At 71.7% G+C, this 22,273-nt stretch carries 20 protein-coding genes; 8 read left to right on the plus strand and 12 right to left on the minus strand.

The window, feature by feature from the left end; translation table 11 throughout:
* Positions 1-26 precede the first annotated feature (26 nt).
* A complete protein-coding gene (locus ABZS58_RS26395) occupies positions 27-644 on the minus strand; it encodes a helix-turn-helix domain-containing protein (protein ID WP_354785832.1) in 618 nt (205 codons plus the stop codon).
* Between the two features lie 491 nt (positions 645-1,135).
* Between ABZS58_RS26395 and ABZS58_RS26400 the strand changes: the two genes are divergently transcribed.
* The 3 genes from ABZS58_RS26400 to ABZS58_RS26410 all read left to right on the plus strand — a co-directional run bounded on the left by ABZS58_RS26400 (position 1,136) and on the right by ABZS58_RS26410 (position 6,688).
* Complete coding sequence (locus tag ABZS58_RS26400) at positions 1,136-2,269, plus strand: sugar phosphate isomerase/epimerase (protein WP_354785834.1); 1,134 nt, start codon at positions 1,136-1,138, stop codon at positions 2,267-2,269.
* Positions 2,270-2,474: 205 nt separating this feature from the next.
* Positions 2,475-5,771 carry a ThuA domain-containing protein gene (locus ABZS58_RS26405; protein WP_354785836.1) on the plus strand — a complete coding sequence of 1,099 codons (3,297 nt, stop codon included), beginning with the start codon at positions 2,475-2,477 and terminating at the stop codon, positions 5,769-5,771.
* Positions 5,772-6,067: 296 nt separating this feature from the next.
* Complete coding sequence (locus tag ABZS58_RS26410) at positions 6,068-6,688, plus strand: hypothetical protein (RefSeq protein WP_354785910.1); 621 nt, start codon at positions 6,068-6,070, stop codon at positions 6,686-6,688.
* Positions 6,689-6,752: 64 nt separating this feature from the next.
* Here ABZS58_RS26410 and ABZS58_RS26415 read toward each other — a convergent pair whose 3' ends face one another.
* From ABZS58_RS26415 to ABZS58_RS26465, 11 genes are all read right to left on the minus strand, one after another.
* Positions 6,753-6,929 carry a hypothetical protein gene (locus ABZS58_RS26415; protein WP_354785838.1) on the minus strand — a complete coding sequence of 59 codons (177 nt, stop codon included), beginning with the start codon at positions 6,927-6,929 and terminating at the stop codon, positions 6,753-6,755.
* Between the two features lie 80 nt (positions 6,930-7,009).
* A complete protein-coding gene (locus tag ABZS58_RS26420) occupies positions 7,010-7,711 on the minus strand; it encodes a helix-turn-helix domain-containing protein (RefSeq protein ID WP_354785840.1) in 702 nt (233 codons plus the stop codon).
* Positions 7,712-7,869: 158 nt separating this feature from the next.
* Positions 7,870-8,388, minus strand: a complete 519-nt coding sequence (locus ABZS58_RS26425) for a gamma carbonic anhydrase family protein (RefSeq protein WP_354785842.1) — start codon at positions 8,386-8,388, stop codon at positions 7,870-7,872.
* A gap of 4 nt (positions 8,389-8,392) precedes the next feature.
* Positions 8,393-9,541, minus strand: coding sequence for an acyl-CoA dehydrogenase family protein (locus tag ABZS58_RS26430; RefSeq protein WP_354785844.1), 1,149 nt, complete (start codon positions 9,539-9,541; stop codon positions 8,393-8,395).
* A 4-nt stretch (positions 9,542-9,545) separates the two neighbouring features.
* Positions 9,546-10,412 (minus strand): ABC transporter permease, encoded by an 867-nt coding sequence (locus ABZS58_RS26435; RefSeq protein WP_354785846.1) that lies wholly within the window; start codon positions 10,410-10,412, stop codon positions 9,546-9,548.
* Complete coding sequence (locus ABZS58_RS26440) at positions 10,409-11,227, minus strand: ABC transporter ATP-binding protein (RefSeq protein ID WP_354785848.1); 819 nt, start codon at positions 11,225-11,227, stop codon at positions 10,409-10,411. The genes ABZS58_RS26435 and ABZS58_RS26440 overlap by 4 nt, the downstream gene beginning before the upstream one ends.
* A gap of 11 nt (positions 11,228-11,238) precedes the next feature.
* Positions 11,239-12,318, minus strand: a complete 1,080-nt coding sequence (locus ABZS58_RS26445; protein ID WP_354785849.1) for an ABC transporter substrate-binding protein — start codon at positions 12,316-12,318, stop codon at positions 11,239-11,241.
* A 192-nt stretch (positions 12,319-12,510) separates the two neighbouring features.
* Positions 12,511-13,524: a LysR family transcriptional regulator gene (locus ABZS58_RS26450; protein ID WP_354785851.1), complete on the minus strand. Its 1,014-nt coding sequence runs from the start codon at positions 13,522-13,524 to the stop codon at positions 12,511-12,513.
* A gap of 131 nt (positions 13,525-13,655) precedes the next feature.
* A complete protein-coding gene (locus tag ABZS58_RS26455; protein ID WP_354785853.1) occupies positions 13,656-14,387 on the minus strand; it encodes a TetR/AcrR family transcriptional regulator in 732 nt (243 codons plus the stop codon).
* A 5-nt stretch (positions 14,388-14,392) separates the two neighbouring features.
* Entirely contained in the window at positions 14,393-15,157 is a 765-nt protein-coding gene (locus ABZS58_RS26460) for an enoyl-CoA hydratase-related protein (protein WP_354785855.1), read from the minus strand.
* 174 nt (positions 15,158-15,331) lie between these two features.
* Positions 15,332-16,885: an AMP-binding protein gene (locus ABZS58_RS26465; protein WP_354785857.1), complete on the minus strand. Its 1,554-nt coding sequence runs from the start codon at positions 16,883-16,885 to the stop codon at positions 15,332-15,334.
* A gap of 202 nt (positions 16,886-17,087) precedes the next feature.
* Here ABZS58_RS26465 and ABZS58_RS26470 point away from each other — a divergent pair, with 202 nt between their 5' ends.
* From ABZS58_RS26470 to ABZS58_RS26490, 5 genes are read left to right on the plus strand one after another with little or no spacing between them, the layout of a single operon-like run.
* The gene (locus ABZS58_RS26470; protein ID WP_354785859.1) at positions 17,088-17,861 is read left to right on the plus strand and encodes an SDR family NAD(P)-dependent oxidoreductase; all 774 of its coding nucleotides are present in this window, start codon (positions 17,088-17,090) and stop codon (positions 17,859-17,861) included.
* A complete protein-coding gene (locus ABZS58_RS26475) occupies positions 17,861-18,640 on the plus strand; it encodes a crotonase/enoyl-CoA hydratase family protein (RefSeq protein ID WP_354785861.1) in 780 nt (259 codons plus the stop codon). Before ABZS58_RS26470 ends, ABZS58_RS26475 begins: the two co-directional genes overlap by 1 nt.
* Complete coding sequence (locus tag ABZS58_RS26480) at positions 18,637-19,773, plus strand: acyl-CoA dehydrogenase family protein (RefSeq protein ID WP_354785863.1); 1,137 nt, start codon at positions 18,637-18,639, stop codon at positions 19,771-19,773. The genes ABZS58_RS26475 and ABZS58_RS26480 overlap by 4 nt, the downstream gene beginning before the upstream one ends.
* A gap of 21 nt (positions 19,774-19,794) precedes the next feature.
* Entirely contained in the window at positions 19,795-21,183 is a 1,389-nt protein-coding gene (locus ABZS58_RS26485) for a 4-hydroxyphenylacetate 3-hydroxylase N-terminal domain-containing protein (RefSeq protein ID WP_354785864.1), read from the plus strand.
* Complete coding sequence (locus tag ABZS58_RS26490; RefSeq protein ID WP_354785866.1) at positions 21,180-22,271, plus strand: acyl-CoA dehydrogenase family protein; 1,092 nt, start codon at positions 21,180-21,182, stop codon at positions 22,269-22,271. Before ABZS58_RS26485 ends, ABZS58_RS26490 begins: the two co-directional genes overlap by 4 nt.
* Positions 22,272-22,273 lie beyond the last annotated feature (2 nt).

Below are 22,273 nucleotides of genomic sequence, written 5' to 3' on the forward strand. Positions count from 1 at the left end.
GTCACCGCACTCGCCACGCATCCGTCCTACGCGGGTGGTGCGAGGAAGCGCTTCATCATGTCGACGAACACGGCGAACCGGGTCGCCATGTCAAGTTCCGGGTCGAGCAGCCACTGGATCTGCAGGCCGTCCATGACCGCGAGCACCAGCGCCGCGAGGGTGGCGGCGTCGGCGTCGGCACGGAACTCGCCGCTGTCCTGGCCGCGCTGGACGGCCCGGGTCGTGCGGAACCGCAGCGTCTCGTAACGGTCGGTGAAGAAGGCGCGGGCGGGATGGTCGGCGGCCACGCTCTCCCCGACGAGGACCGTGAACATCTGCACCAGTTCCGGGGTGGTGCCGTTGTGCGCGACCAGGTCGTGCAGCGCGTCGAGCGCCGCGCCGCCACCGTCGGCCCAGGAGCTTTCGTTGAGCCGGCGGGTGCCCTCCCGGTCGCGCTGCTCGAGGACCGCCATGAGCAGGTCCTCCTTGGACGCGAAGTGGTGCAGCACGCCCGGCTGGGTCATGGCGGCCTCGGTGGCGACCGCGGCCAGGGGTCCGCCGCGGTAGCCGTGCCGCGCGAACACCGTCGCGGCCGCGCGGATGATCGCGGAGCGGGTGCGCTCGCCCCTGGCGGAGGACGACGGGCGGGCAGTGGACCGTGGCATGCGATCACTGTAAATGTTCCGTCCCAATCCCGACCGTCCGATCGGGAAACTTGGGTACATCGTTGTCATACAGGTCTCCAGGCTGCCGCTTTACCAAATCGTGATGATCCGGAAGTCCCTACTGATCACTCGGGACTTTCACCCCGTCGATGGCGCCGATACGTTGACCGAGCGGTTCCTGACCTGCGCCGCCGAGGTCCACAGTGGACTGAGGTCCGCTCCGGGCAACCGCCCTCACGTCGGAGCTTTTGCTGAGATCGACCGAAGTTCGGTTCGTAGAGACCTATCTTTTGATTGAGTAGGCAACTAGCTTCGACGGCACGGACGCAACACGTTCGTAACCGAAGGTCCGCAGGACTCCGAAGAACGTGGTGACGCGGCGCGTCACAGCGGGGCGTATCGGCGACGCCTCGAACAGCTCATTACCTGACTCGCATCCTCGCACCGACGAGACGTGGGCGGTCGCGTGCTGCCCGGAAGTGGAACCACCGATGCATCAACACGACGTCGAACCCGTCAACCTGACCAGGCGCCGGCTGCTGACCAGGTCGGCCGTGGCGGCCGCCGCACTCACCGCCGCGGGCGTGCCGATCCTCGCCACCGGCACCCCCGCCCTCGCCCACAACGACGACAAGGGCGGCAAGGACGACAAGGGCGGGAAGGGTGGCCGGCTCAAGGTCGAGCCGCTGGTGCCCGCGAAGAACCGCGGCATCATCCTGTACAGCGTCCGCGACCGCATCAGCGCGGCACCGGACGACAGCGGCGTGCCGTACGGCTTCGAACGGGTCCTGGCCCGGCTGGCCGAGATCGGCTACAAGGAGATCGAGTTCGCCGGGTACAACCAGAACACCGCGATCCTCGGGCGGCAGATCACCCCGGCCGAGATCCGCAAGATCCTCGACGACAACGGCCTGGTCGCCAACGGCACCCATACCCAGATCAACGCGGCCACCTTCCAGCAGCAGCTGGACATCGCCCAGACCCTCGGCATGAAGAACATCGGCACGGGCAGCGACCCCAGCAACAGCACCTACACCTCGGACTGGGACGCCGCCGCCGACCTGTGGAACGACCTCGGCCGGCAGGCCCAGGCCCGCGGCCTGCGGCTGTACACCCACAACCACGACGCCGCCTACAGCTTCCTGCTCGACAGCGGCCCTCTCGACGCCAACGGCAAACCCACCCGCTCCTCCGGGCGGCGGCGCCTCGAGTACTTCTTCGACAAGACCGACCCGCGGTACGTCTTCTTCGAGCTCGACATCTACTGGGCGTACGTCGCCCGGTACAAGCACCAGAAGTACGTCGACCGCGCCGGCCGGGAGCAGACCGACCTCTTCGACCCGATCCTCACCGTGGCCGAGCGCACGAAGCGCTTCCCGCTCTTCCACGCCAAGGACGGCAACAAGAACACCGCGCTGCCCAACGGCTACGAGATGACGCCCCTCGGCGAGGGCGACATCAACTTCCAGCAGTTCTTCCAGACCATCGGCGAGCAGGACTTCCACCACGCCAACTGGGAGCAGGACACCGCGCCCGGCGGCGCCGCGCTGCCCGCGCAGTCCCTCGACTTCGCGAACCTGAGCTACGCCAACCTCTCCGAGCTGACCATCTACAAACAGCGCTGAGCATCCACCGGCGCCCCCGCCGGCCCTGCGCACCGCTGCACCCCTGACCGCTCGCCGGCGCCGCTGACCACCCTGCGGCGGCGCCGGCCACGATCCGGGCGGCCCGTGTCGGCGCCGGGCCGCCCACCCCTGACCTTCCCGCAGGCGAACGCTTCCGACGCGTCACCTGTCGATGGCGCACGCCTGCCCGGCACAGGAGAATCTCATGATTCGCACCCGATCACGCTGGCCCGCCGCTCTCATCACCGCCGTCCTCGTCGCACCGCTCGCGCTCATCGGCCCGGCGCCCGCCGTCGCCGGGCCCCCGATCGAACCCGCCGACACGTTCAGCGCGCAGGAGAACGGCCCCGCCGCTCTGCGCTCCGACGTCCGCCGCCCCGCCAGCTACAACGTGCTCGTCTTCACCAAGACCGCCGGGGTGCGCCGTCCGTCCATTCAGGACGGTGTGAACACCCTCCAGCAACTCGCCCGCGGCAACGGTTTCAAGCTCACCGTGACCCAGGACGCCCGCGCGTTCACGGCCGCGAACCTGGCCCGCTACCGCGCTGTCGTGTTCCTCAACACCACCGGGGACGTGCTCGACCCGGCGCAGCAGACCGCGTTCGAGGGGTACATCACCGCCGGCGGCGGCTACGTCGGCGTGCACGCCGCGGCCGAGACCGAGCCGGACTGGCCGTTCTACCAGACCCTGGTCGGCGCCAAGGTCGCCGCCGCGTCCCCGGTCGGCTCCGGCCGGATCAGCGTCGCCGACCGCGCCCACCCGTCCACCGAGACGATGCCGCGCAACCTGACGCTGACGGAGGAGTGGTACGACTTCACCACCAACGTCCGCGGCAGCTCCCACGTCCTCGCCACGCTCGACGAGGCCGATCGCAGTGACCACCCGATCGCCTGGTGCGGCGACTACCGGGGCGGCCGGTCCTGGTACACCGGGCTCGGGCACTCCAGCGGCTCCTACCGCAGCCAGAGCGTCCAGCGGCACCTGCTGGGCGGCATCGCCTGGGCCGCCGGCGTGGTCGAGGGCGACTGCGGCGCGACCGTCATCGGCAACTACGAGAAGGTCACCCTCAACGACGAGCCGGGCGAGCCGATGTCCCTCGCCGTCCTGCCCGACGGCAGGGTCCTGCACAACACCCGCAACGGCGAGGTCCGCCTCTACGACCCCGCGTCCGGGGCCAGCCCCGTCATCACCACGATTCCGGTGTACCAGCACGACGAGGACGGCCTGCAGACGATCACGATCGACCGCGACTTCGCCACGAACCGGTGGGTCTACCTGTACTACGCCCCGCCGCTGAACACCCCCGTCGACAACCCCGCCACGCCCGGTGTCAACGAGGGCGACGCGCCCGTCACCAGCACCGACCCGACCGTGTGGAACGCGTTCAAGGGCCACAACCAGCTGTCCCGGGTCAAGTTCGTCGACGGGCCCACCCCGCGTCTGGACATGACCACCGAACAGCAGATCCTGCGCGTCGACGTCGACCGCGGCATCTGCTGCCACGTCGCCGGCAAGGTCAAGTTCGACGGCCAGGGCCTGCTGTACCTCGTCACCGGCGACGACACCAACGCCGGCGGCTCCGACAACTTCACCCCCATCAACGAGTCCCCGGCCCAAGGACCCGGCTACGACGCCCAGCGCTCCGCCGGCAACACCAACGACCTGCGCGGCAAGCTGCTGCGCATCAAGGTCAAGGCCGACGGCACGTACACCGTCCCCAACGGGAACCTGTTCCCCGAGCGCGACGACAAGGCCGGCAAGACCCGCCCCGAGATCTTCCTCATGGGGCTGCGCAACCCGTTCCGGTTCGACGTCGACGCCCGCGGCACCGTCTACATCGGCGACTACTCCCCCGACTCACGCGTCTCCAACCCGGCGCGCGGCCCCGAGGGCACCGGCCGCTGGTTCGCAACCGACAAGCCCGGCAACTACGGCTGGCCGTACTGCTTCTCCCCCGACCTGCCCTACATCGACTTCGACTTCGTGACCCGCACCTCCGGGCAGGCGTTCAACTGCGCCGCGCCGGTCAACGACTCGCCCCGCAACACCGGCCGCACGACCCTGCCACGCGTCGAGCAGCCCGACTTCTGGTACACGTACGAGGCACGTACCCCGTGCGGCGGCGCGTACCTGCAGACGCCGCCGGCCACGTGCGACTTCAAGTGGCCCGTCATCGGCACCGGCGGGGTCGGCCCGCACGGCGGCCCGATCTACACCTACGACAAGCGCCTGAACTCCCCGACGAAGTTCCCCGAGTACTACGACAATGCCGTCGTCTTCGGCGAGTTCACCCGCGACAAGCTGTTCATGATGCGCACCGACGGCCGCGGCAACCTCGTCGGCGTCGAGCAGTTCCTGCCCGGGCTCATCGCCGACAACCCGATGGAGCTGCAGTTCGGCCCCGACGGCAGCCTGTACATGCTCGAGTACGGCGACGGGTTCTTCCGCGCCAACCCCGACGCGCAACTGTCCGTCATCCGGTACGTCAAGGGCACCCGATCGCCGATCGCCTCGCTCACCGCGACCCCGACGTCGGGACCGGCACCGCTCACGGTGCAGTTCGACGCCGGCGGCTCGCGGGACCCGGACCCGGGCGAGTCCATCTCCTTCGCCTGGGACTTCACCAGCGACGGCACCGTCGACTCGGCAGACCCGGCGCCGTCCTACACGTACACCACCAACGGCGTCTACACGGCCAAGCTCACCGTCACCGACTCCAGCGGCAAGACCGCGGTGCTCACCCGCACCATCACGGTCGGCAACACCGCACCGGTGGTGACCGTCGTGACGCCCGTCGCGGGCTCGTTCTTCAACTGGGGCGACACGGTGCCCTTCACGGTCACCGTCACCGACCCGGAGGACGGCACGATCGACTGCGGCCGGGTCACGGTCAGCTTCGTCCTCGGCCACGACAGCCACGGCCACGGCGACGCCTCGACCACCGGCTGCACCGGCGTCCTGCCCACCCCGGCCGACGGGGCCGACCACGCCGGCGGCTACCTGTACGGCGGCATCAGCGCCAGCTACACCGACCTCGGCGCGGGCGGCCAACCGGCGCTGACCACCGTCGGCCAGGCCATCATCCAGGTCCCCCGCCAGCAGGCCGAGAACGCCCAGTTCAAACAGGGCGTCGAGGCGACCGTCACCGGCGACACCGGCGGCGGCCAGCACCTCACCGGCATCGACCCCGGCGACCACGTCGGGTTCGACCCGATCAGCCTCGGTGGCATCAGCACCGTCACGCTGCGGCACTCGGGTGGCTCGGCGGCCACCGCCGGCACCGCCCGCGCCACCGTCGAGCTGCGGCTCGACGCACCGACCGGCCCCGTCGTGGCCACCGCCACGCTCAACGCCACCACCGGCAACAACGCATGGACCAGCACCGCGGTCCCGGTGAGCCGACCGGCCGGGCCGCACCGGCTGTACCTGGTCTTCGCCGCCGTCCCTGGCGGACCCACCACCGGCCTCGTCAACCTCAACTGGGTCGAGTTCACCCCATGAAGCACTGAAAGGTTCTGACACCCGCACCGCGGCGGCGGTGTCACGTCCCGGCAGCACCGGGCGCGACACCGCCGCCTTTCGTCGCGGAACACGTCCAGGGGCGGCGGCCGGTTCCCCGGCGGCAACGACGGCGGCGGCACGCCGTGGGGCCGCCGCCACCTGCCGAAACCGCCCCGGCCCGGCCACCGTGTGTGCGACGGTGAACCCGTAGCCGGGGACTCGTCGCCCGGCACCTCATCGCCCTGCACGACTACCAGGTCGCCGCCGTCACCCCGGTCGCCGCAGGGCTCACCGAGCTGGCCCTCACCCCGGTCGGCCGGCCGATGCGGTTCACACCGGGGCAGTTCGCGATGCTCTACCTGGAGAGCCGCCGCGGCTGGCGCCGCCACCCGTTCACCATCGCCGCCGCGCCCGCCGACCCGGTCCTGCGCTTCACGATCAAAGCCCTCGGCGACGACACCCACACCATCCAGACCGACGTGCGCCCCGGCATGCCCGCCGTCATCGGCGGCCCGCACGGCCGCTTCACCCACGCCCACGGCACCCACCGCCAGCTGTGGATCGCCGGCGGGATCGGCGTCACCCCCTTCCTCAGCTGGCTCCGCTCCCTCGACCAGCACCACCTCGACGCCGACGTGGACTTCTTCTACGCCACCGACGGACCCGCGCCCTTCGCCGCCGAGATCACCGAACACGCCGCCGCCCACGGCCGGCTCCGCCTCCACCTGCACGACAGCGTCACCCACGGCTTCCTCGCGCCGGACACCGTGCTGCGGGCCGTGGCCGGCACCGACCCGCGCGAGGTCTCGGTGTTCCTCTGCGGGCCCGCGCCCATGGTGCGGACCTTCGTCCGCCGCCTGCACGCCGCCGGCGTCCGCGGCCGCGACATCCACCGCGAGCACTTCGACTGGCGCTGACCCCGGTGCGGCCGGCCTGCCGGATCGGCGGCGCGGTCAGCGGCGGGGGTCAGCGGCGGGGTCGTCAGCCGATGGTGCCGGGCAGTTCGGTGATCAGCTGCTCGACGCGGCGCTTGATGTCGTCGCGGATCGGGCGGACGGCGTCGATGCCCTGGCCGGCGGGGTCGCCGAGGTTCCAGTCGAGATGGCGCTTGCCGGGGAAGACGGGGCAGGCGTCGCCGCAGCCCATGGTGATGAGCACGTCGGAGGATTCGGCGGTCGCGTGGTCCAGCTTCCGTGGGGGTGTCGGCGGCGATGTCGATGCCGACGGGAGCTCCAGCGCTATCCGGCTCCGCGTGTGCCGGGGACGACCGCGGGCGCCACGCGGGTGATCCGGTCGGCGAGGTCGGTGTAGGCGGCCTCGAACGCCGCGTCGGTGTCGACCCGGGCCGGGTCCGGCACCGACCAGTGCAGCCGCGGGCGGACCGGCGCGTCCGGGCCGGCGAGGTCCTCGTGGGCGTTGTCGCAGACCGCGATGACCAGGTCCCCGTCGCGCACGACGTCCGCGACGTGCGCGGTGCCGGTCGCGTCGATGGCCAGGCCGTGCCGGTGCGCCACCTTCACCGCCCGAGGATGCACCCGCTGGGCCGGGTGGGTTCCGGCCGAGGCGACGGCACCACCGGCCCGGTCGCGCCAGAGCGCGGCAGCCAGTTGCGACCGCGCCGAGTTGTGCGTGCACACGAACACCACCCGGTCGGCCGCGCCGAGGCCGGGCGGGGCCAGGGAGGTCAGCACCTCGGGGACGAGGCGCAGATAGGTGCGGCGGCGGTCGCCCTCGGATCGGGTCCGGGTGACGAGGCCGGCGTCCTGCAGCACCTTCACATGGTGCGCGACAAGGTTCGTCGGCAGGCCCAGCTGCCGGCCGACCTCGCCCGGGGAGGCGTCGCCCAGCACGAGCGTGTCGACGATGGCGAGGCGCGCGGGGTCGCCGAGCGCGGCGTGCACCCGGGCCCGCGCCCCCAACGAAGAAAACTCGGCATCCATTGCCTCAATGATTGCTGACCGATTCTCGTGGGTCAAGGAGCCACGCCTGAGTCCGCTCCGACGGCACGGGCCGGTCGACTGTGGGGTCGGGCTGACCGAGTTCGACGACGCGGACCCCCGTCCAGCGCCGGCTTCTGCTGCCGCATGTGTGCCGCCCTTCAGTCGATCCGGCGCAGGCTCGTGCGGTACCGGCGAGCCTGCTCGACATAGCGTTCGGCGTTGACGCGCAGGTAGTCGGCGTCGGGTGGGATGTCGCGGATCCGGACGGGAACGCCGACGGCGACCGTGCGGGGCGGGACGACGAAGTCGCGCGGCACCAGCGCCGAGGCCCCGACGAGCGCCCCGGCCCCGATGACCGCGCCGGGGAGCACGACGGCGTGCGAGCCGACCAGCGCACCGTCCCGCACGACGCAGCTCTCGAGGTGGGCGAGGTGCCCGACGGTGCAGCCGGCACCGATGCGGGTGGGGAGCCGGTCGCCGACGTGGACGACCGTGCCGTCCTGGATGTTGGTGCCGGCGCCGACGACGATGTCGTTGCCGTCGCCGCGCAGGACGACGCCGGGCCAGATCGACGCGTCCGGGCCGATGACCACCCGGCCGATGACGACGGCGTCGGGGTGGACGTAGGCCGTCGGGTCGATGTCGGGGACCAGGTCACCGAGTGCGTAGACGGGCACCGGGTCACAGCCCCAGCGACTTGCTGATGATCATTTTCAGGACCTCGCTGGTGCCGCCGTAGATGCGGGTGACCCGGGCGTCGGCGTACATCCGGGCGATCGGGTATTCCGTGACGTAGCCGTATCCGCCGTGCAGCTGCAGGCACCGGTCGACGACCCGGCCCTGCATCTCGGTGCAGAACAGTTTCGTCTTCGCCGCGTCGGCCGGGGTCAGCTCGCCGTCGAGGTGGGCCAGGACGGCCGCGTCGAGGAGGGCCTGCCCGGCTTCCAGCTCGGCCGCCATCGCCGCGAGCTCGAACCTGGTGTTCTGGAACTGTCCGAGGGGGCGGCCGAAGACGTTGCGGTCACGGACGTACCAGACGGTCTGCTCGTGCGCGGTCGTGGCCTGCGCGACCGAGCCGACGGCGATGGCGAGGCGTTCCTGGGCGAGGTTGCGGGTGAGGGCGGTGAACCCGGAGCCTTCCTCGCCGAGCAGGTTGGCGGCCGGGACCCGGACGTCGTCGAAGGCCAGCTCCACGGTGTCCTGCGTGGCCAGCCCGAGTTTGTGCAGGCGGCGGCCGACGGTGAACCCTGGGGTGCCCTTCTCCACGACGAGCAGCGACAGCCCGGCCCGGCGGTCGGCGGGGTCGCCGCCGGTGCGGACGACGACGACCACGAGGTCGGCGAGCTCCCCTCCGGTGATGAACGTCTTCGCCCCGTCGACGACGTAGTGCTCGCCGTCGCGGCGGGCGGTGGTGCTGATCCCGGCGAGGTCGGAGCCGACCCCCGGCTCGCTCATCGCTATCGCGGTGTACAGGTCGCCGGTCGCCAGGCCGGGGAACCAGCGGGCACGCTGGGCGGCGTCGGCGAAGGCGAGGAAGTACGGCAGGACGATGTCGAGGTGGGTGCGCAGACCGCCGAGGGTGACCACGGCCCGCGCCGTCTCCTCCTGGACGACGACGTTGAACCGGTAGTCGCCCGTGCCGCCACCGCCGAACTCCTCCGGAACGGCGAACCCCATGACGCCCACGGCGCCGAGGGTGCGGAACAGGTCGCGGGGGACGATCCCGTCGGCCCGCCACCGCTCGTAGAACGGTGTCACCTCACGTTCGATGACCTTCCGGACCAGGAGCCGGAACTCCTCGTGCTCCGGCTCGTAGAGTCTGCGCCGCATCGGGTCAGACGCTCTCTTCCTGGGCCGGTCGCTTCGCCTGGTCGTGGTCCTCCCAGAAGATGATCTTGCGGTTGAGCAGGCCGAGGATCCAGTGCACGGCCAGGCCGATCGTCGCCATCACCAGCAGCAGGGCGAACACCCCGTCGACGTGCAGCTGGGCGTTGCGTTGCAGCAGCATGTAGCCCAGCCCTTCCGAGGAGCTGATGAACTCGCCGGTGATCGCGCCGAGGAGGCTGAACACGGCCGCGACCCGCAGGCCGGCGAAGATGTACGGCAACGCCACCTTGACCCGCAGTATCCAGAACGTCTGCCATTCCGAGGCCTGCAGCACCCGCATGAGGTCGCGCTGCTCACGGGTCGAGGACTTCAGCCCGACGATCACGTTGACGAACACCGGGAAGAACGCCAGGACGGTGGCGAGGGCGACCTTCGGTGCGGGACCGAACCCGAACCACGTCACGAGCATCGGCGCGATCGCGATCTTCGGGAAGTTCTGGAACGCGATGATGTACGGCGAGAACCCCTTCTCCAGCACCGGCAGGCGGACCAGCACGGCCGCCACGACGACGGCCGCGACGGAGCCGAGCGCGAACCCGATGCCGAACTCCGACACCGTCACGAACAGGTTCCGGTACAGCTCGGGTCCGGTGAGCATCAGCCACAGCTCGTCGAACACGTCCAGGGGCGCGGGCAGGATCAGCGGTTCGACCCCGAACACCTCGATCGCGGCGACCCAGGCGCCGAGTGCGACCAACGCGATCAGCGGGCTGACGATCAGCGTCGGGTACCGACGCAGCAGCGACTGGGAGGGCCGCTTCGGCGTGGCGCGGACCGCGTCGTTCAGGACCGGTTCGCTCCTGGTCATCGTCATCCCACCGCTCCTCGTGCGTGCAGATGTCCGCGGATGCGGCTGGTCAGCCGGGCCGCCTCCGGCGACTCCATGACGTCGAACGTGCGTGGCCGGGGCAGGTCGACCTGGACCTGGTCGAGAATCCTGCCGGGCCGGCCAGAGAGGACGACGACCACGTCGCTGAGGAACACCGCCTCGCTGATCGAGTGGGTCACGAACAGCGTGGTGGCGCCGGTCTCCGACCAGATCCGCAGCAGTTCGGCGTTCATGGTCTCGCGGGTGAGCGCGTCGAGGGCGCCGAACGGCTCGTCCATCAGCAGCAGGCTGGGGCGGCTCATCAGCGCCCGGACGAGCGCGGCGCGCTGCTGCATGCCGCCGGACAGCTCGCGGGGGTAGCGGTGCTGGAAGCCGTCGAGCCCGACGAGCTCCAGCAGGTCGGTCGCCCGCTGCCGCGCCTGCGGTGACCGGTCGCGGGCCACCTGGGCCGGCAGCATGACGTTGCGGAAGATGGTCAGCCAGGGCAGCAGGACCGGCTGCTGGAACACCATGCCGAAGTCCTTCCGCGGCCCGTCGACCGGGGTTCCGGCGACGAGGACGGAACCGCCGGAGCCGGTCTCGAGGCCGGCCACGATCCGCAGCAGGGTCGACTTGCCGCAGCCGCTCGGGCCGACCAGTGACACGAACGCGCCCTGCGGCACCTCCAGATCGACCTCGGCGAGTGCCTCGACGTCACCGGCGTTGGTCCGGAACGTCTTCGACACCCCGGCGACCTGCACCCCCGGCAGGACCCCGGGCACCGCGCCGGTGCCCGGTCCACCTGTCACTTGCGCCGTCACGCGGGCCTCCATCAGCTGGGCGCCTTCACGGCCCGGACGGCCGCCTTGTCGAACGTGTTGACCCCGGCGATCAGCGACCCGTCGTAGATCGCGCTCACCTGGACGGGCTTCTTCAGCTGTCCGTTGTCGGTGAGGTACTTGACGATGTAGTCCAGCTGGTCGGTGCGGATCGAGCCGTACTCGCCGTTGTCGGCGGCCTTGATCGCGTTCAGCCGGGCCTTGACCTGCGCGACACCGGAGGCGGTCACCGTCGCGTCGTCACCGGCGGGTTTGGTGTCCGGGAACTTCTTGTAGTGCAGCCGGACCGCCTCCTCCGGGTTCGCCTGCATCCACTCGGTGGCCTTGGCGACACCCCGGGCCCACGCCTCCAGCGCGGCCTTCTTGCCGGTCATGTTCGACTTCGTCGTGGCGGCGACGACCCCGATGACGAGCTTGTCGTTGATGGCGCTCTCGAGGACCTTCAGCTGGACCCCCGCCTGCTGGAAGCCCACGACCGAGGTGTCGGTGTCGCTGACCGCGTCGACCTGGCCGGACTTGATGGCGTTGGCGGCCTGGGCACCGGTGCCGATCGCGACGAACTTGATGCTGTTCGGGTCGACGCCCGCCTCGGCCGCGCCGGCCTTGGTGAAGGTGACCGCACCGCTGGCGAGGTTCGGCACACCGACGGTCCTGCCCTTCAGGTCGCCGAGGCCGTTGATCGCGCTGGTCGACAGGACGGCGGTGGTGACGATGCCGCGCTGGCTCAGCGAGTACGGGATCACGAACGGCTGCCCCTCGGAGATCGGCGGGACGACCGCCTCGCCGGAGACGACCGCGACGTCGATCTGGTTGCCGACCATCGACGACAGCGCCACGGCGGTGCCCTCGATGCGGGTGATCTCGACCTTGAGCCTGTCCTCGGCCCAGAAGCCGAGCACGTCCGGCAGCGAGGTGTACATGGCGGCGCCGGGTGACAGCACGGCACCGGCGAACCCGAGCCGCAGGGTCATCTCGCCGCCGGGGCCGGGCGCGGCCGGGCTGTCGTCGCCGCACGCAGTGACGGGCAGCAGCGCGAGTGCGGCCACGGCCGCCAGCACCGTGCGCCTTTTCATCGTCGAAACCACCGAATTCCTCCAAGGCCTGAAAACATTCCGGGAATGCAGATGACGGGGCCGCAGAAATATGCTCGTAATCATCGTCACTGGCCGGGGAACGGTGGTCAACGATCGTTTCGGAATACCGCATACCTAGTTCGACTGCACCCATAGCGCGGAAGTATCGGTCGCATTCCGCGGGGCGACGGATCAGCTCGCGAGGCGGGCCTGGCGGCTCGTGGCGGCGGTCCGGGCGTCGCGGATCCGGGCGTCGACGACGGCGCCGGCGGCGACCAGGCCGAGCCCGAGGTCCTGCTGCTGCTGCAGGGCGGTCACCCAGCGCTTCGCATCGGCGTGGATCACGTTGGTGAAGGCGGAGACGCCGATCGACCGGTCCCCCGGGCGGCGCAACAGCCGCAGCCGGCGCACCTGCGCGGGCGTGATCTCCTGGACGACCGCGCCGCGGGCCTGGGCCTCGATCGCCAGGCGCAGCGTCAGGAACGTCGAGCCGACCCCGGCCAGGACGAGCGGGATGGTGGACGAGGTCCGCGCGACCTCGACGACGACCGTGGCGCCGGCCCCGCGGGCGGCCATCGCCCGCTCGACGTCCGTCCACGCCTGACCGCGGCGGTCACCGGCGATCATCGGCACCCCGGCAAGGCGTTCCAGCGGGACCGGACCGACCGAGCGGGGCGTGCCGGGCGGGGACACGAGCACCACGTGCTGCTCACTGACCAGCAACTGCTCCAGCTCGTCGCAGATGATCGAGCCGGCGGTGAGGCCGAGGTCGCAGTCGCCGGAGCGGACGAGCTCGGCGACACCGTCGTCGCTCTCGCTCTCCTCGACCCGCACGACGGTGTCGGGATATTTGCGGCGGAAGCAGGCCAGCCAGGGTGCCAGGGGGTCGGCGACGAGCCCGGCACCGGCGGCGACGGAGATCTGCCCGGCGTGCAGCTCGCGGACCCGCAGCACGGCCGTCTGGGCTCGCTCGACGGAGCGGACGACCTGGCGGGCGGGGCCGACGAGGGCCTGCCCGGCCGGTGACAGCACCAGGCCGCGGCCGACCCGCAGGAACAGCTCCGTGCGCAGCTGCCGCTCGAGACTGCGGATCGCCTGGGACAGCGACGGCTGGGACAGGTGCAGCGCCTTGGCCGCGCGGGTGACCCCGCCGTGGTCGTGGACGGCCAGGAAGTATTCGAGCTGACGGACCTCGATGCTGTTCATCCCGCTCTCCCGCGTCGTTGCCGGGTATGGATGCGGGCGAGTGTTCCAGAATCGAGTCTGGTTTTCAACGGTTGTGTTACGGCAATGTGTCGACCGTCGTCCCAGGTCAGACGCAGTGATGACGATCGAGATTACGGAGCGACAGAACCGGTTCTGTTCACCGCGGGGCTCGCCGGCAGGTCCAGCAGCCGGCAGGCGAGGGCTATCTCGAACCGCGCCTCGTCGGCCGAGAGCAGGCCCGCGATCCAGTTACGGGTCGCCGACCCGAAGCACCCGGCGACCACCCGCAGCACCATCCACGCCTCGTAGCCGGGGGTGCTGTCATGACCGTGCGCGATCACCGAGAGCAGTCGCAGGTGCATCCGCTGGACCTCGTCGTGGGTCCCCCGGTAGTCCGGGTTCGTGCCGATCAGGACCCGGGCCAGCGCCGAGGTGACGTGCGGCTGGCGCTGCTGCGCGGCGAACTCGCGCAGCAGGTAGGCACTGACCCGGGCACCCGGCGTCGAGCCGACCAGGTCGACGTCGGACTGCTGCACCCGGGCGAGGGCCCGCTCGAACCTGGCTCGCGCCATCTCCAGCAACAGGTGGTCCTTCGACGGAAAATAGCGGTACACCGTCGCGAGGGACACCCGTGCGTCCTCGGCGACCCGCTTCATCTGCAGCGAGTCCTCACCACCGGCGGTCAGCATCGCCGATGCGCTGCTCAGCACCCGGCTGCGCCGGTCGTGCTGGGCCGGCGTGCGCGGCTGCGCCGGGGCCGCCACCACCCGCGGCGCCACGACCTTCACCCCCGGGGCCTTCACCTTCACGTCGGACATCGTGGTCACCAAAACGCCCGCCGTCCACCCCGGTGTGCCCGTCATGTCCGTCATCGTCCCTCGAACCGGGCAGGCCGGCGCTCCAGGAACGCCGCGATGCCCTCCTGCGCGTCCGCCGACAGCCGGTTGACCGCCTGGGCCGTCGTCTCCGCCGCGAGGGACTCGGCCACCCCGCGCGCGAACGAGTCCCGCAGCAGCTGCTTCGTCAGCCGGGTCGCGATCGGCGGGCCCGCCGCCAGCAGCCCGGCGAGCGCCGCCACCGACCCGGGCAGTTCCTCCGCCACGACGACGTCCTCCAGCAGCCCGAGCTCACGGGCCCGCGCCGCGTCGAAGATCTCCGGCAGCAGGCACAGCCGGGTCGCCATCCGCAGGCCGACCAGCCGGGGCAGCAGCCACGACGTCGCGAAGTCCGGTGACAGCCCGCGGGCCAGGAACATCGTTCCGAACCGGGACCTGGTGCTGGCGACAACGAAGTCACACGCCAGGGCCAGCCCGAACCCGGCGCCGGCGGCGAGGCCGTCGACCTGCGCGATCGTCGGCTGCGGCAGCGCGACGAGGGCCTGGCAGGTCCGGGCGACCGCGGCGAGCTGGGCGTGCGGGTGCGCGGCCCGGTCCCCGCCGTCGAGGTCGCCGCCGCTGCAGAACGCCCCGCCGGTGCCGGTCACGACCACCACCCGGGCGTCGCTCGCCGCCGCCTCCTGGAACGCGGCGCCGAGCTCGTCCCATGCGCCGTACGTCATCGCGTTGCGCCGTTCCGGCCGGTCGATCGTCACCGTGAGCACCGGCCCGTCGCGGCTCACCAGCACCGCGCTCATGCCGCCACCTCCGCTACGCTCCGGCGTCGGCCTGAGCCAAGACTGAGCCCATGACGAGCGGCCCCTCCGCTGCGCTGCGGACCACTCATGCCGCCACCTCCGCTACGCTCCGGCGTCGGCCTGAGCCAAGACTGAGCCCATGACGAGCGGCCCCTCCGCTGCGCTGCGGGCCACTCACGCCGTCACCGCCAGGGACGCGGCGAGCTGGACCCGCAGGGTCTTCCCGGAGGCGTTCTTCGGCAAGGTACCGACGACGACAACCCGTGACGGCGTCTTGTACCCGGCCAGACGGGAGCGGCAGAACGCCCGCAGGACGTCCGGATCCGGGACGGTGCCCGGCACGGCGACGACGGCCGCGACGACGATCTGCCCCCACTGCTCGTCCGGCAGCCCGACCACCGCCGCCTCGTCGACCGTCGGGTGCTCGACCAGGACGCTCTCGATCTCGGCGGGGTAGATGTTCTCACCGCCGCGCAGGATCATGTCGTCCTCGCGCCCGGCCAGGTAGAGGTAGCCGTCGGCGTCCCGCCACGCCATGTCGCCGCTGCGGAACCAGCCATCGGTCACCTTGGTGGCGGTGAGGTCGGGGCGGCCGACGTACCCGTCCATGATCGTGTCGCTGCGGGTGCGGATCTCCCCGACCGTGCCGACGCCGACCTCGGTGCCGTCGGCGTCGCACAACCGCAGGTCGACGCCGAACATCGGCCGCCCGATCGAGCCGAGCAGGTGCGGGCGGCCGTCGAACGCGGCCCGGTGGTCGGCGGGGCGCAGGATCGTCTGCCCGCCGCCCTCGGTGCCGGCGCCGAAGGTGTTGTACAGGTCGCAGCCGAACGTCGCATGCAGCCGATGGACCAGCTCGGGCGGCATCGCCGCACCACCGTAGGCGATGCTGCGCAGCTGCGGCACCGGGCCGACCCCGGGCCGGCCGAGCAACGCGACGATCATGCTCGGCACCAGCAGGCAGCGCGTGACGGCGCCGCCGCGCAGGCAGCCCAGGACGGCATCGGCGTCGAACTGCGGCAACAGCATCAGCGCCGCGCCCCTGGAGATCGCGTAGTAGAGCCAGCCCATCCCGGAGACGTGGAACAGCGGCGTGCCCGCATACAGGCACTCCCCCGGCTGGAAGCCCTGCTCGAGGACGCCCTTGGCGGTGTTGGCCTTGAGCATCCGCTGGGTCTGCGCGACGACCCGCGGGGTGCCGGTCGTCCCGCTGGTCAGCATCCACAGCAGCACGTCGTCGTCACCGGCCTCCGCCGGCATGGTGACCGGGCCGTCCCGGGCGGTGAGCTCCTCGACGGAGGCGGCCCCGGGCAGCGGGCCGTCGAAGGTCAGCACCAGCCGCAGCCCCGGCGCCGCGGCCCGCAGCAGGGGCAGCAGATCGGCGTAGCGCGCTTCCAGGACCAGCACCGCCGGGTCGGCGAGGGACGTCAGCGCGGCGAGCTCCGGCCCGGCGAGCCGGAAGTTCAGCGGCGCCGCGATCGTGCCCAGCTTCAGCGAGGCGAACAGCGTCACCGCGTAGCCGACGCTGTCGGTGCCGAGCAGCGCGATCCGCTCACCCTTCGCGACCCCTGCGCGACGCAGCGCGACCGCCAGTCGCGACGCGCGCTCTTCGAGGCCGGCATAGGTCAGCGCGACCCCGTCCGGCGTCCGCAGCGCGGGCATGTCCGGGTAGGCGTGCGCACCCATCGTGGGCCAGTCGCCCGGTCCGACCGAGGACAACAAACTCACTGCCACACTCCCGCCACATTCCTGGAAACAAGAATCTCTGAATCCGACGGTAGTCAGCACCCAACCGGTGTCAAGACGAAAGCGCGGCGCCATCCGATAGGCGTCCCCTATCAATTCGGCGCACAGGTGTATTGGACTTTCCCACCGATTGCCGCAATCGTCGATGGTGTCGATGGCGCAATGGCGGCAGGAGAACTGAAACGTGAAACTGGACAAGGCCACCGTCGTGGTGACCGGCGGAGCTTCCGGCCTCGGTCTGGCCACCGCACGCCGGCTCGTCGCCGAGGGCGCGACCGTGGTGATGGTCGACCTGCCCGCCGCGACCGGAGCCGGCACCGCCGAGGCGAAGGGGCTCGGCCCGGCCGCGACGTTCGTCGCCGCCGACATCACCTCCACCGAGGAGATGACCGCGGCCGTCGACGTCGCCCGGGACCGGGGCACGGTCCGCGGGCTGGTGCACTGCGCCGGGCGGGGCAGCGACCGCATGCGCATCCTCGACAAGGAGGGCACCCCCGCACCGATCGAAGGGTTCGCCGAGGTCGTGCGGGTCAACCTCGTCGGGACCTACAACGTGCTGGGCCTCGTCGCCGCCGCGATCGCCGAGGCGCCACCGGTCGACGGCGAACGGGGCGCCTGTGTGCTCACCGCGTCGGTCGCCGCGTTCGAGGGACAGATCGGCCAGGCGTCCTACACCGCCGCGAAGGCCGGTGTGCACGCGATCACCCTCGTCACCGCCCGGGACCTGGCGAGCCGGCAGATCCGGGTCAACACGATCGCGCCGGGAGTGTTCGACACCCCGATGCTCGGGCGGCTCCGCGACGACCTGCGCGCCGGGCTCGCCGCGAGCGTGCCCAACCCGAAACGCCTCGGCACGCCGGACGAGTACGCCGCCCTGGCCGTGCACATGCTGTCCAACGGATACCTCAACGGCGAGACGGTCCGCCTCGACGGGGCGATCCGGATGGCGCCACGCTGATGGCCGGCCTCCAGCACGCACCCGCTGTTCTGCTGGAACGGCACGGTCACGTCGCGGTCGTCACGGTCAACCGGCCGCACCGGCGCAACGCGATCAACCGGACCACCGCGGAGGCACTCGCCGAGACGTTCACCGTCCTCGACGCCGACCCGAGCGTCCGGGCGATCGTCCTCACCGGCGCCGGCGGCACCTTCAGCGCCGGCATGGACCTGCGGGACTTCCCCGTGCAGGGCCGCCCGAGCGTCCCCGGCCGCGGGTTCGCCGGCTTCGTGCAGGCCCCGCCGCGGGTCCCGGTCGTCGCCGCCGTCGAAGGCTGGGCCCTCGGTGGCGGGTTCGAGATGGTCCTCGCCTGCGACCTCGTCGTGGCCGCCGACGACGCCCGGTTCGGGCTGCCGGAGGTCACCCGCGGGCTGGCCGCCAGGGGCGGTGGCGCGTTCCGGTTGCCGCGTCGCCTGCCGCACGCCCTCGCGACGGAGCTCGTCCTCACCGGCGAACCCATCGACGCGGCCCGGGCCGCCGGGTGCGGCCTCGTCAACCGGCTCACCCCACCCGGTGGGGCCCTGGAGGCCGCGGTCCGGCTGGCACAGGCCGTCGCCGCGAACGCTCCCCTCGCCGTCGCCGCCAGCGTCCAGGTGCTGCGGCGCAGCGCCGACTGGGCCGACGACGAGGCGTTCACCCGGCAGGACGAGTGGTTCGACCCGGTGTTCGCCTCCGCCGACGCCGCCGAGGGCTCCCGCGCGTTCGCCGAACGGCGCGTCCCCGTCTGGGCGGGACGATGACCGGCTTCGAGGACCTCGCGGCGAGCATCCACGCGTTCGCCGCCGCCGAAGGACTCCCCCGCCGCGATCCGGACGCCGTCACCGACGAGCCGGGCGGCGGCGACGGCGGGCTGGCCCGGTCCGTGGCGTTCCAGCGCCGGCTGTTCGACGCCGGACTCGCCTGGTTCGACGGGCCGGTCGAGCACGGCGGCCGCGGCCTCGACCCGGCCACCTCCGCCGCACTGCGCGACGTGCTGCGGGAATACGTGCTGCCCGACCAGACCTACTTCACCGTCAGCCGCCGTATCGTCGCCCCGACGATCCTGGCGCACGGCACCCCGCAGCAGCAGGCCCGCTGGATCAGGATGCTGTGGCGGGCCGACGCCCTCGCCTGCCAGCTGTTCTCCGAGCCGGAGGCCGGCTCCGACCTCGCCGCCCTGCGCTGCACCGCCGTCCGCGACGGCGACGCGTGGGTCGTCAACGGGCAGAAGGTCTGGTCGTCGTGGGCCCACCTCAGCGATGTCGGCGAACTCCTCGCCCGCACCGGGGCCCCGGCCGATCGCCACCGCGGCATCACCGCCTTCCTCGTCGAGATGCACCTGCCCGGCATCACGGTCCGGCCGATCCGCCAGATCAACGGCGAGAGCCACTTCAACGAGGTGTTCTTCGACGACGTACGGATCCCCGACAGCGCCCGGCTCGGTGCCGTCGACGACGGCTGGACGGTCGCGATGTCCACGCTCACCAGTGAACGCACCGCGATGGGCGGCCGGGACAAGGCGTATCTCAGCCACCCGTACCGGCGGCTGCGGGCGCTGGCCGCCGGTGCCGTCGGCGACACCGACCAGCAGCTCCTCGCGGAGGCGTGGATGCGGGAACAGCTCGCCGGGGTGACCGCCGACCGGGTCGCCACCGCCGGGCTGTCGCCGTCGGTCGGCAAGCTCGCCCTCGTCGACGACCTGCTCTTCTACGGCCGCACCGCCGCCCGCCTGCTCGGCCCGGACCTCGTCGCCGGTGCGGGCACCCCCGGCGCGTTCTGGTCGGACTTCCTGCTCAGCTCCCCGGCGCAGCGCATCGCCGGGGGCACCGACCAGATCCAGCGCGGCATCGTCGCCGAGCGGGTGCTCGGCCTGCCCCGCGACCGGCGCACCTGACATGAGAGGACCGCAGCACCCATGATGACCGGGGAACAGTACCGGCAGAGCCTCCGCGACGGCCGCCAGGTCTACATCGCCGGGCGGCGGATCGAGGACGTCACCGAGGAACCGCTGCTGCGGCAGAGCATCGCGATGACCGCGGCGAACTACGACGAGTTCTACCGGCCCGGCGACGACACGTTCGGGCCGCTGTTCTTCATCCCGCGCAGCGTCGAGGACCTGAAGTATCAGGAGGTGGAGCAGCTGAAGTGGGCGAACCCGACCCGTACGACGTCGGTGAGCCTGCTCATGCTGATGACCGCCGCCAGCCGGATCCGCTCGCAGCTGCCGGTGTACGCCGACCGGGTGATGGACTACTTCGAGCACGCCAAACGGGCCGACCTGCGCTGCGTGCAGACCATCACCGACGCGAAGGGCAACCGGGCGCTGTCGCCGATGAAGCAGGACGACCCCGACCTGTACGTGCGGGTGGTCAGCCGCGACTCCGGCGGGGTCGTGATCCGCGGCGCGAAGCTGCACATCACCGGCGCCCCGATCGACCACGACCTCATCGTGATGCCGACGAAGCGGATGAAGCCCGGCGAGGAGGACTGGTCGATCGCCTGCGCGGTGCCGGTCGGCGCGCCCGGGGTGAAGATCGTCGCGACGACGTACGCACCGCGGCCCGACCTGCCGAGCGACTACTTCCCGTACAGCGGCCGGCGCAACATGGCCGAGGGGTTCGTCATCTTCGACGACGTGTACGTGCCGAACGAGCGGGTCTTCCTCGACGGCGAGGTCGAGCACTCCGCGACGTTCGCCCACTCGCTCGGGCTGTGGGAGCGGATCGGCAGCGTCGCGCACTACGTCGAGATGGCCGACACGATCGTCGGGATGGCCCAGCTCATCGCCGAGGCCAACGGGCTGCAGCGCATCCCGCACATCCGGCAGAAGATCGCCGAGCTGATCAACTACGCGACGATGATCCGGGCCGGTCTCGAGGCCGCCGTCAACAACGCCCGGTTCACCGCCGAGGGGTGGGCGTCGCCGGACGAGCTGATGACCAACGCCGCCAAGTACTTCGCCGCGGCGAACTACGCCGAGATGGTCCGCAACCTGCACGACATCGCCGGTGGCAGCGTGCTGACCGCGCCGATGCTCGACGACCTGCGCAACCCGGAGACCGGTGAGCTCGTCGCCAAGTACATGCGCACGATGGACGGGGTCGACGCCGAGTACCGGATGCGGCTGTTCCACGGCATCCGCGACTTCACCGCCGACACGTTCGGCGGCTGGCAGAGCGTGACGATCCTGCAGGGCGGCGGCGGCCTGCACGCCCAGCGGCTCATCGTCGAGAAGCACTACGACATGACGCACGCCAAGGATCTGGCCCGCAGGATCTGCGGCATCGAGGGAGCCGGGTCGTGACCGCACCGCCGGGGGTGGCCTCAGAGCCGGCCTCAGAGCTGGCCACTGAGCTGGCATCTGAGCTGGCATCCGCGCTGCGGGACTTCCTCGGCGCCCACGCCGAGCCGGTCGTCCCGGCCGGGGACGGCGGGCAGGTCTGGTCGCGGCTCTGCGGCGAACTCGGCCTGGCCGGTCTGCTCGTCCCCGAGTCGCACGGCGGTCTCGGGTTCGGCCCGGCGGAACTGGTCGCGGTCGCCGCGGAACTGGGCCGGGCGGTCGTCGGCGGCCCGTTCGTCCCGGGTGCAGTCGCGGCCGCCTCCGCACTGTCCACCCTGGACGGTGATTGCGCCGGCGAGCTCCTGGCCCGCATCGCCGGCGGGAGGCGGTCCCCCGTGTTCGTGCACATGCCCCTCGCCGCCGCCCGCCGGGTGACGGCGGAGTCCACAGTGGACGGCTCGGTGACGCTGACCGGTTCGGTCGGGCCGGTCCTCGCCGCCCCGCCGCCGGCGCCGCTGCTGGTCGCCGCGGACCTGGGGGGGACCCCGGTGCTCGTCCTCGTCGAGGGCGGCGCCGAGCTGACCGAACTGCCGTCCCTCGATCTCAGCCGGCCCGCGTGGCGGGTCGTGTTCGACGGCACCCCCGCGCGGGTCCTCGCCGGCGGCGACCGGGCGGCCGGGGCGGTCCGGCGGGCCGAGGTCGCCACCTGGATCGCGCTGGGCGCCGAATGCGTCGGCGTCGCCGGGCACGCCCTCGAGCTGACCGTCGAGCACGCGAAGACCCGCCGCCAGTTCGGCCGGCCGATCGGCGCGTTCCAGGCGGTGCAGCACAAACTCGCCGACCTGACCGTGACCCTGGAGGTGGCCCGGTCCGCCGCCGACTACGTCGTGCGGTGCGGCGGCGACGAACGCAGCGCGCACACCCTTGCCGTCAAGGCGTCCGAGGCCGCCGTGACGATCACGACCGAAGCCGTCCAGCTGCACGGCGGGATCGGCTTCACCTGGGAATACCCGGCCCATGTCCTGCTCCGCCGCGCGCACGCCGCCGCGGCGCTCGCCGGGACCCCGGACCAGCACCGGCGCGCACTGTTCGCGCTGCTCGACGAGAGGTGAAC

The sequence above is a fragment of the Dactylosporangium sp. NPDC005555 genome (assembly GCF_040605635.1).
In the GTDB taxonomy this organism is placed as follows: domain Bacteria; phylum Actinomycetota; class Actinomycetes; order Mycobacteriales; family Micromonosporaceae; genus Dactylosporangium.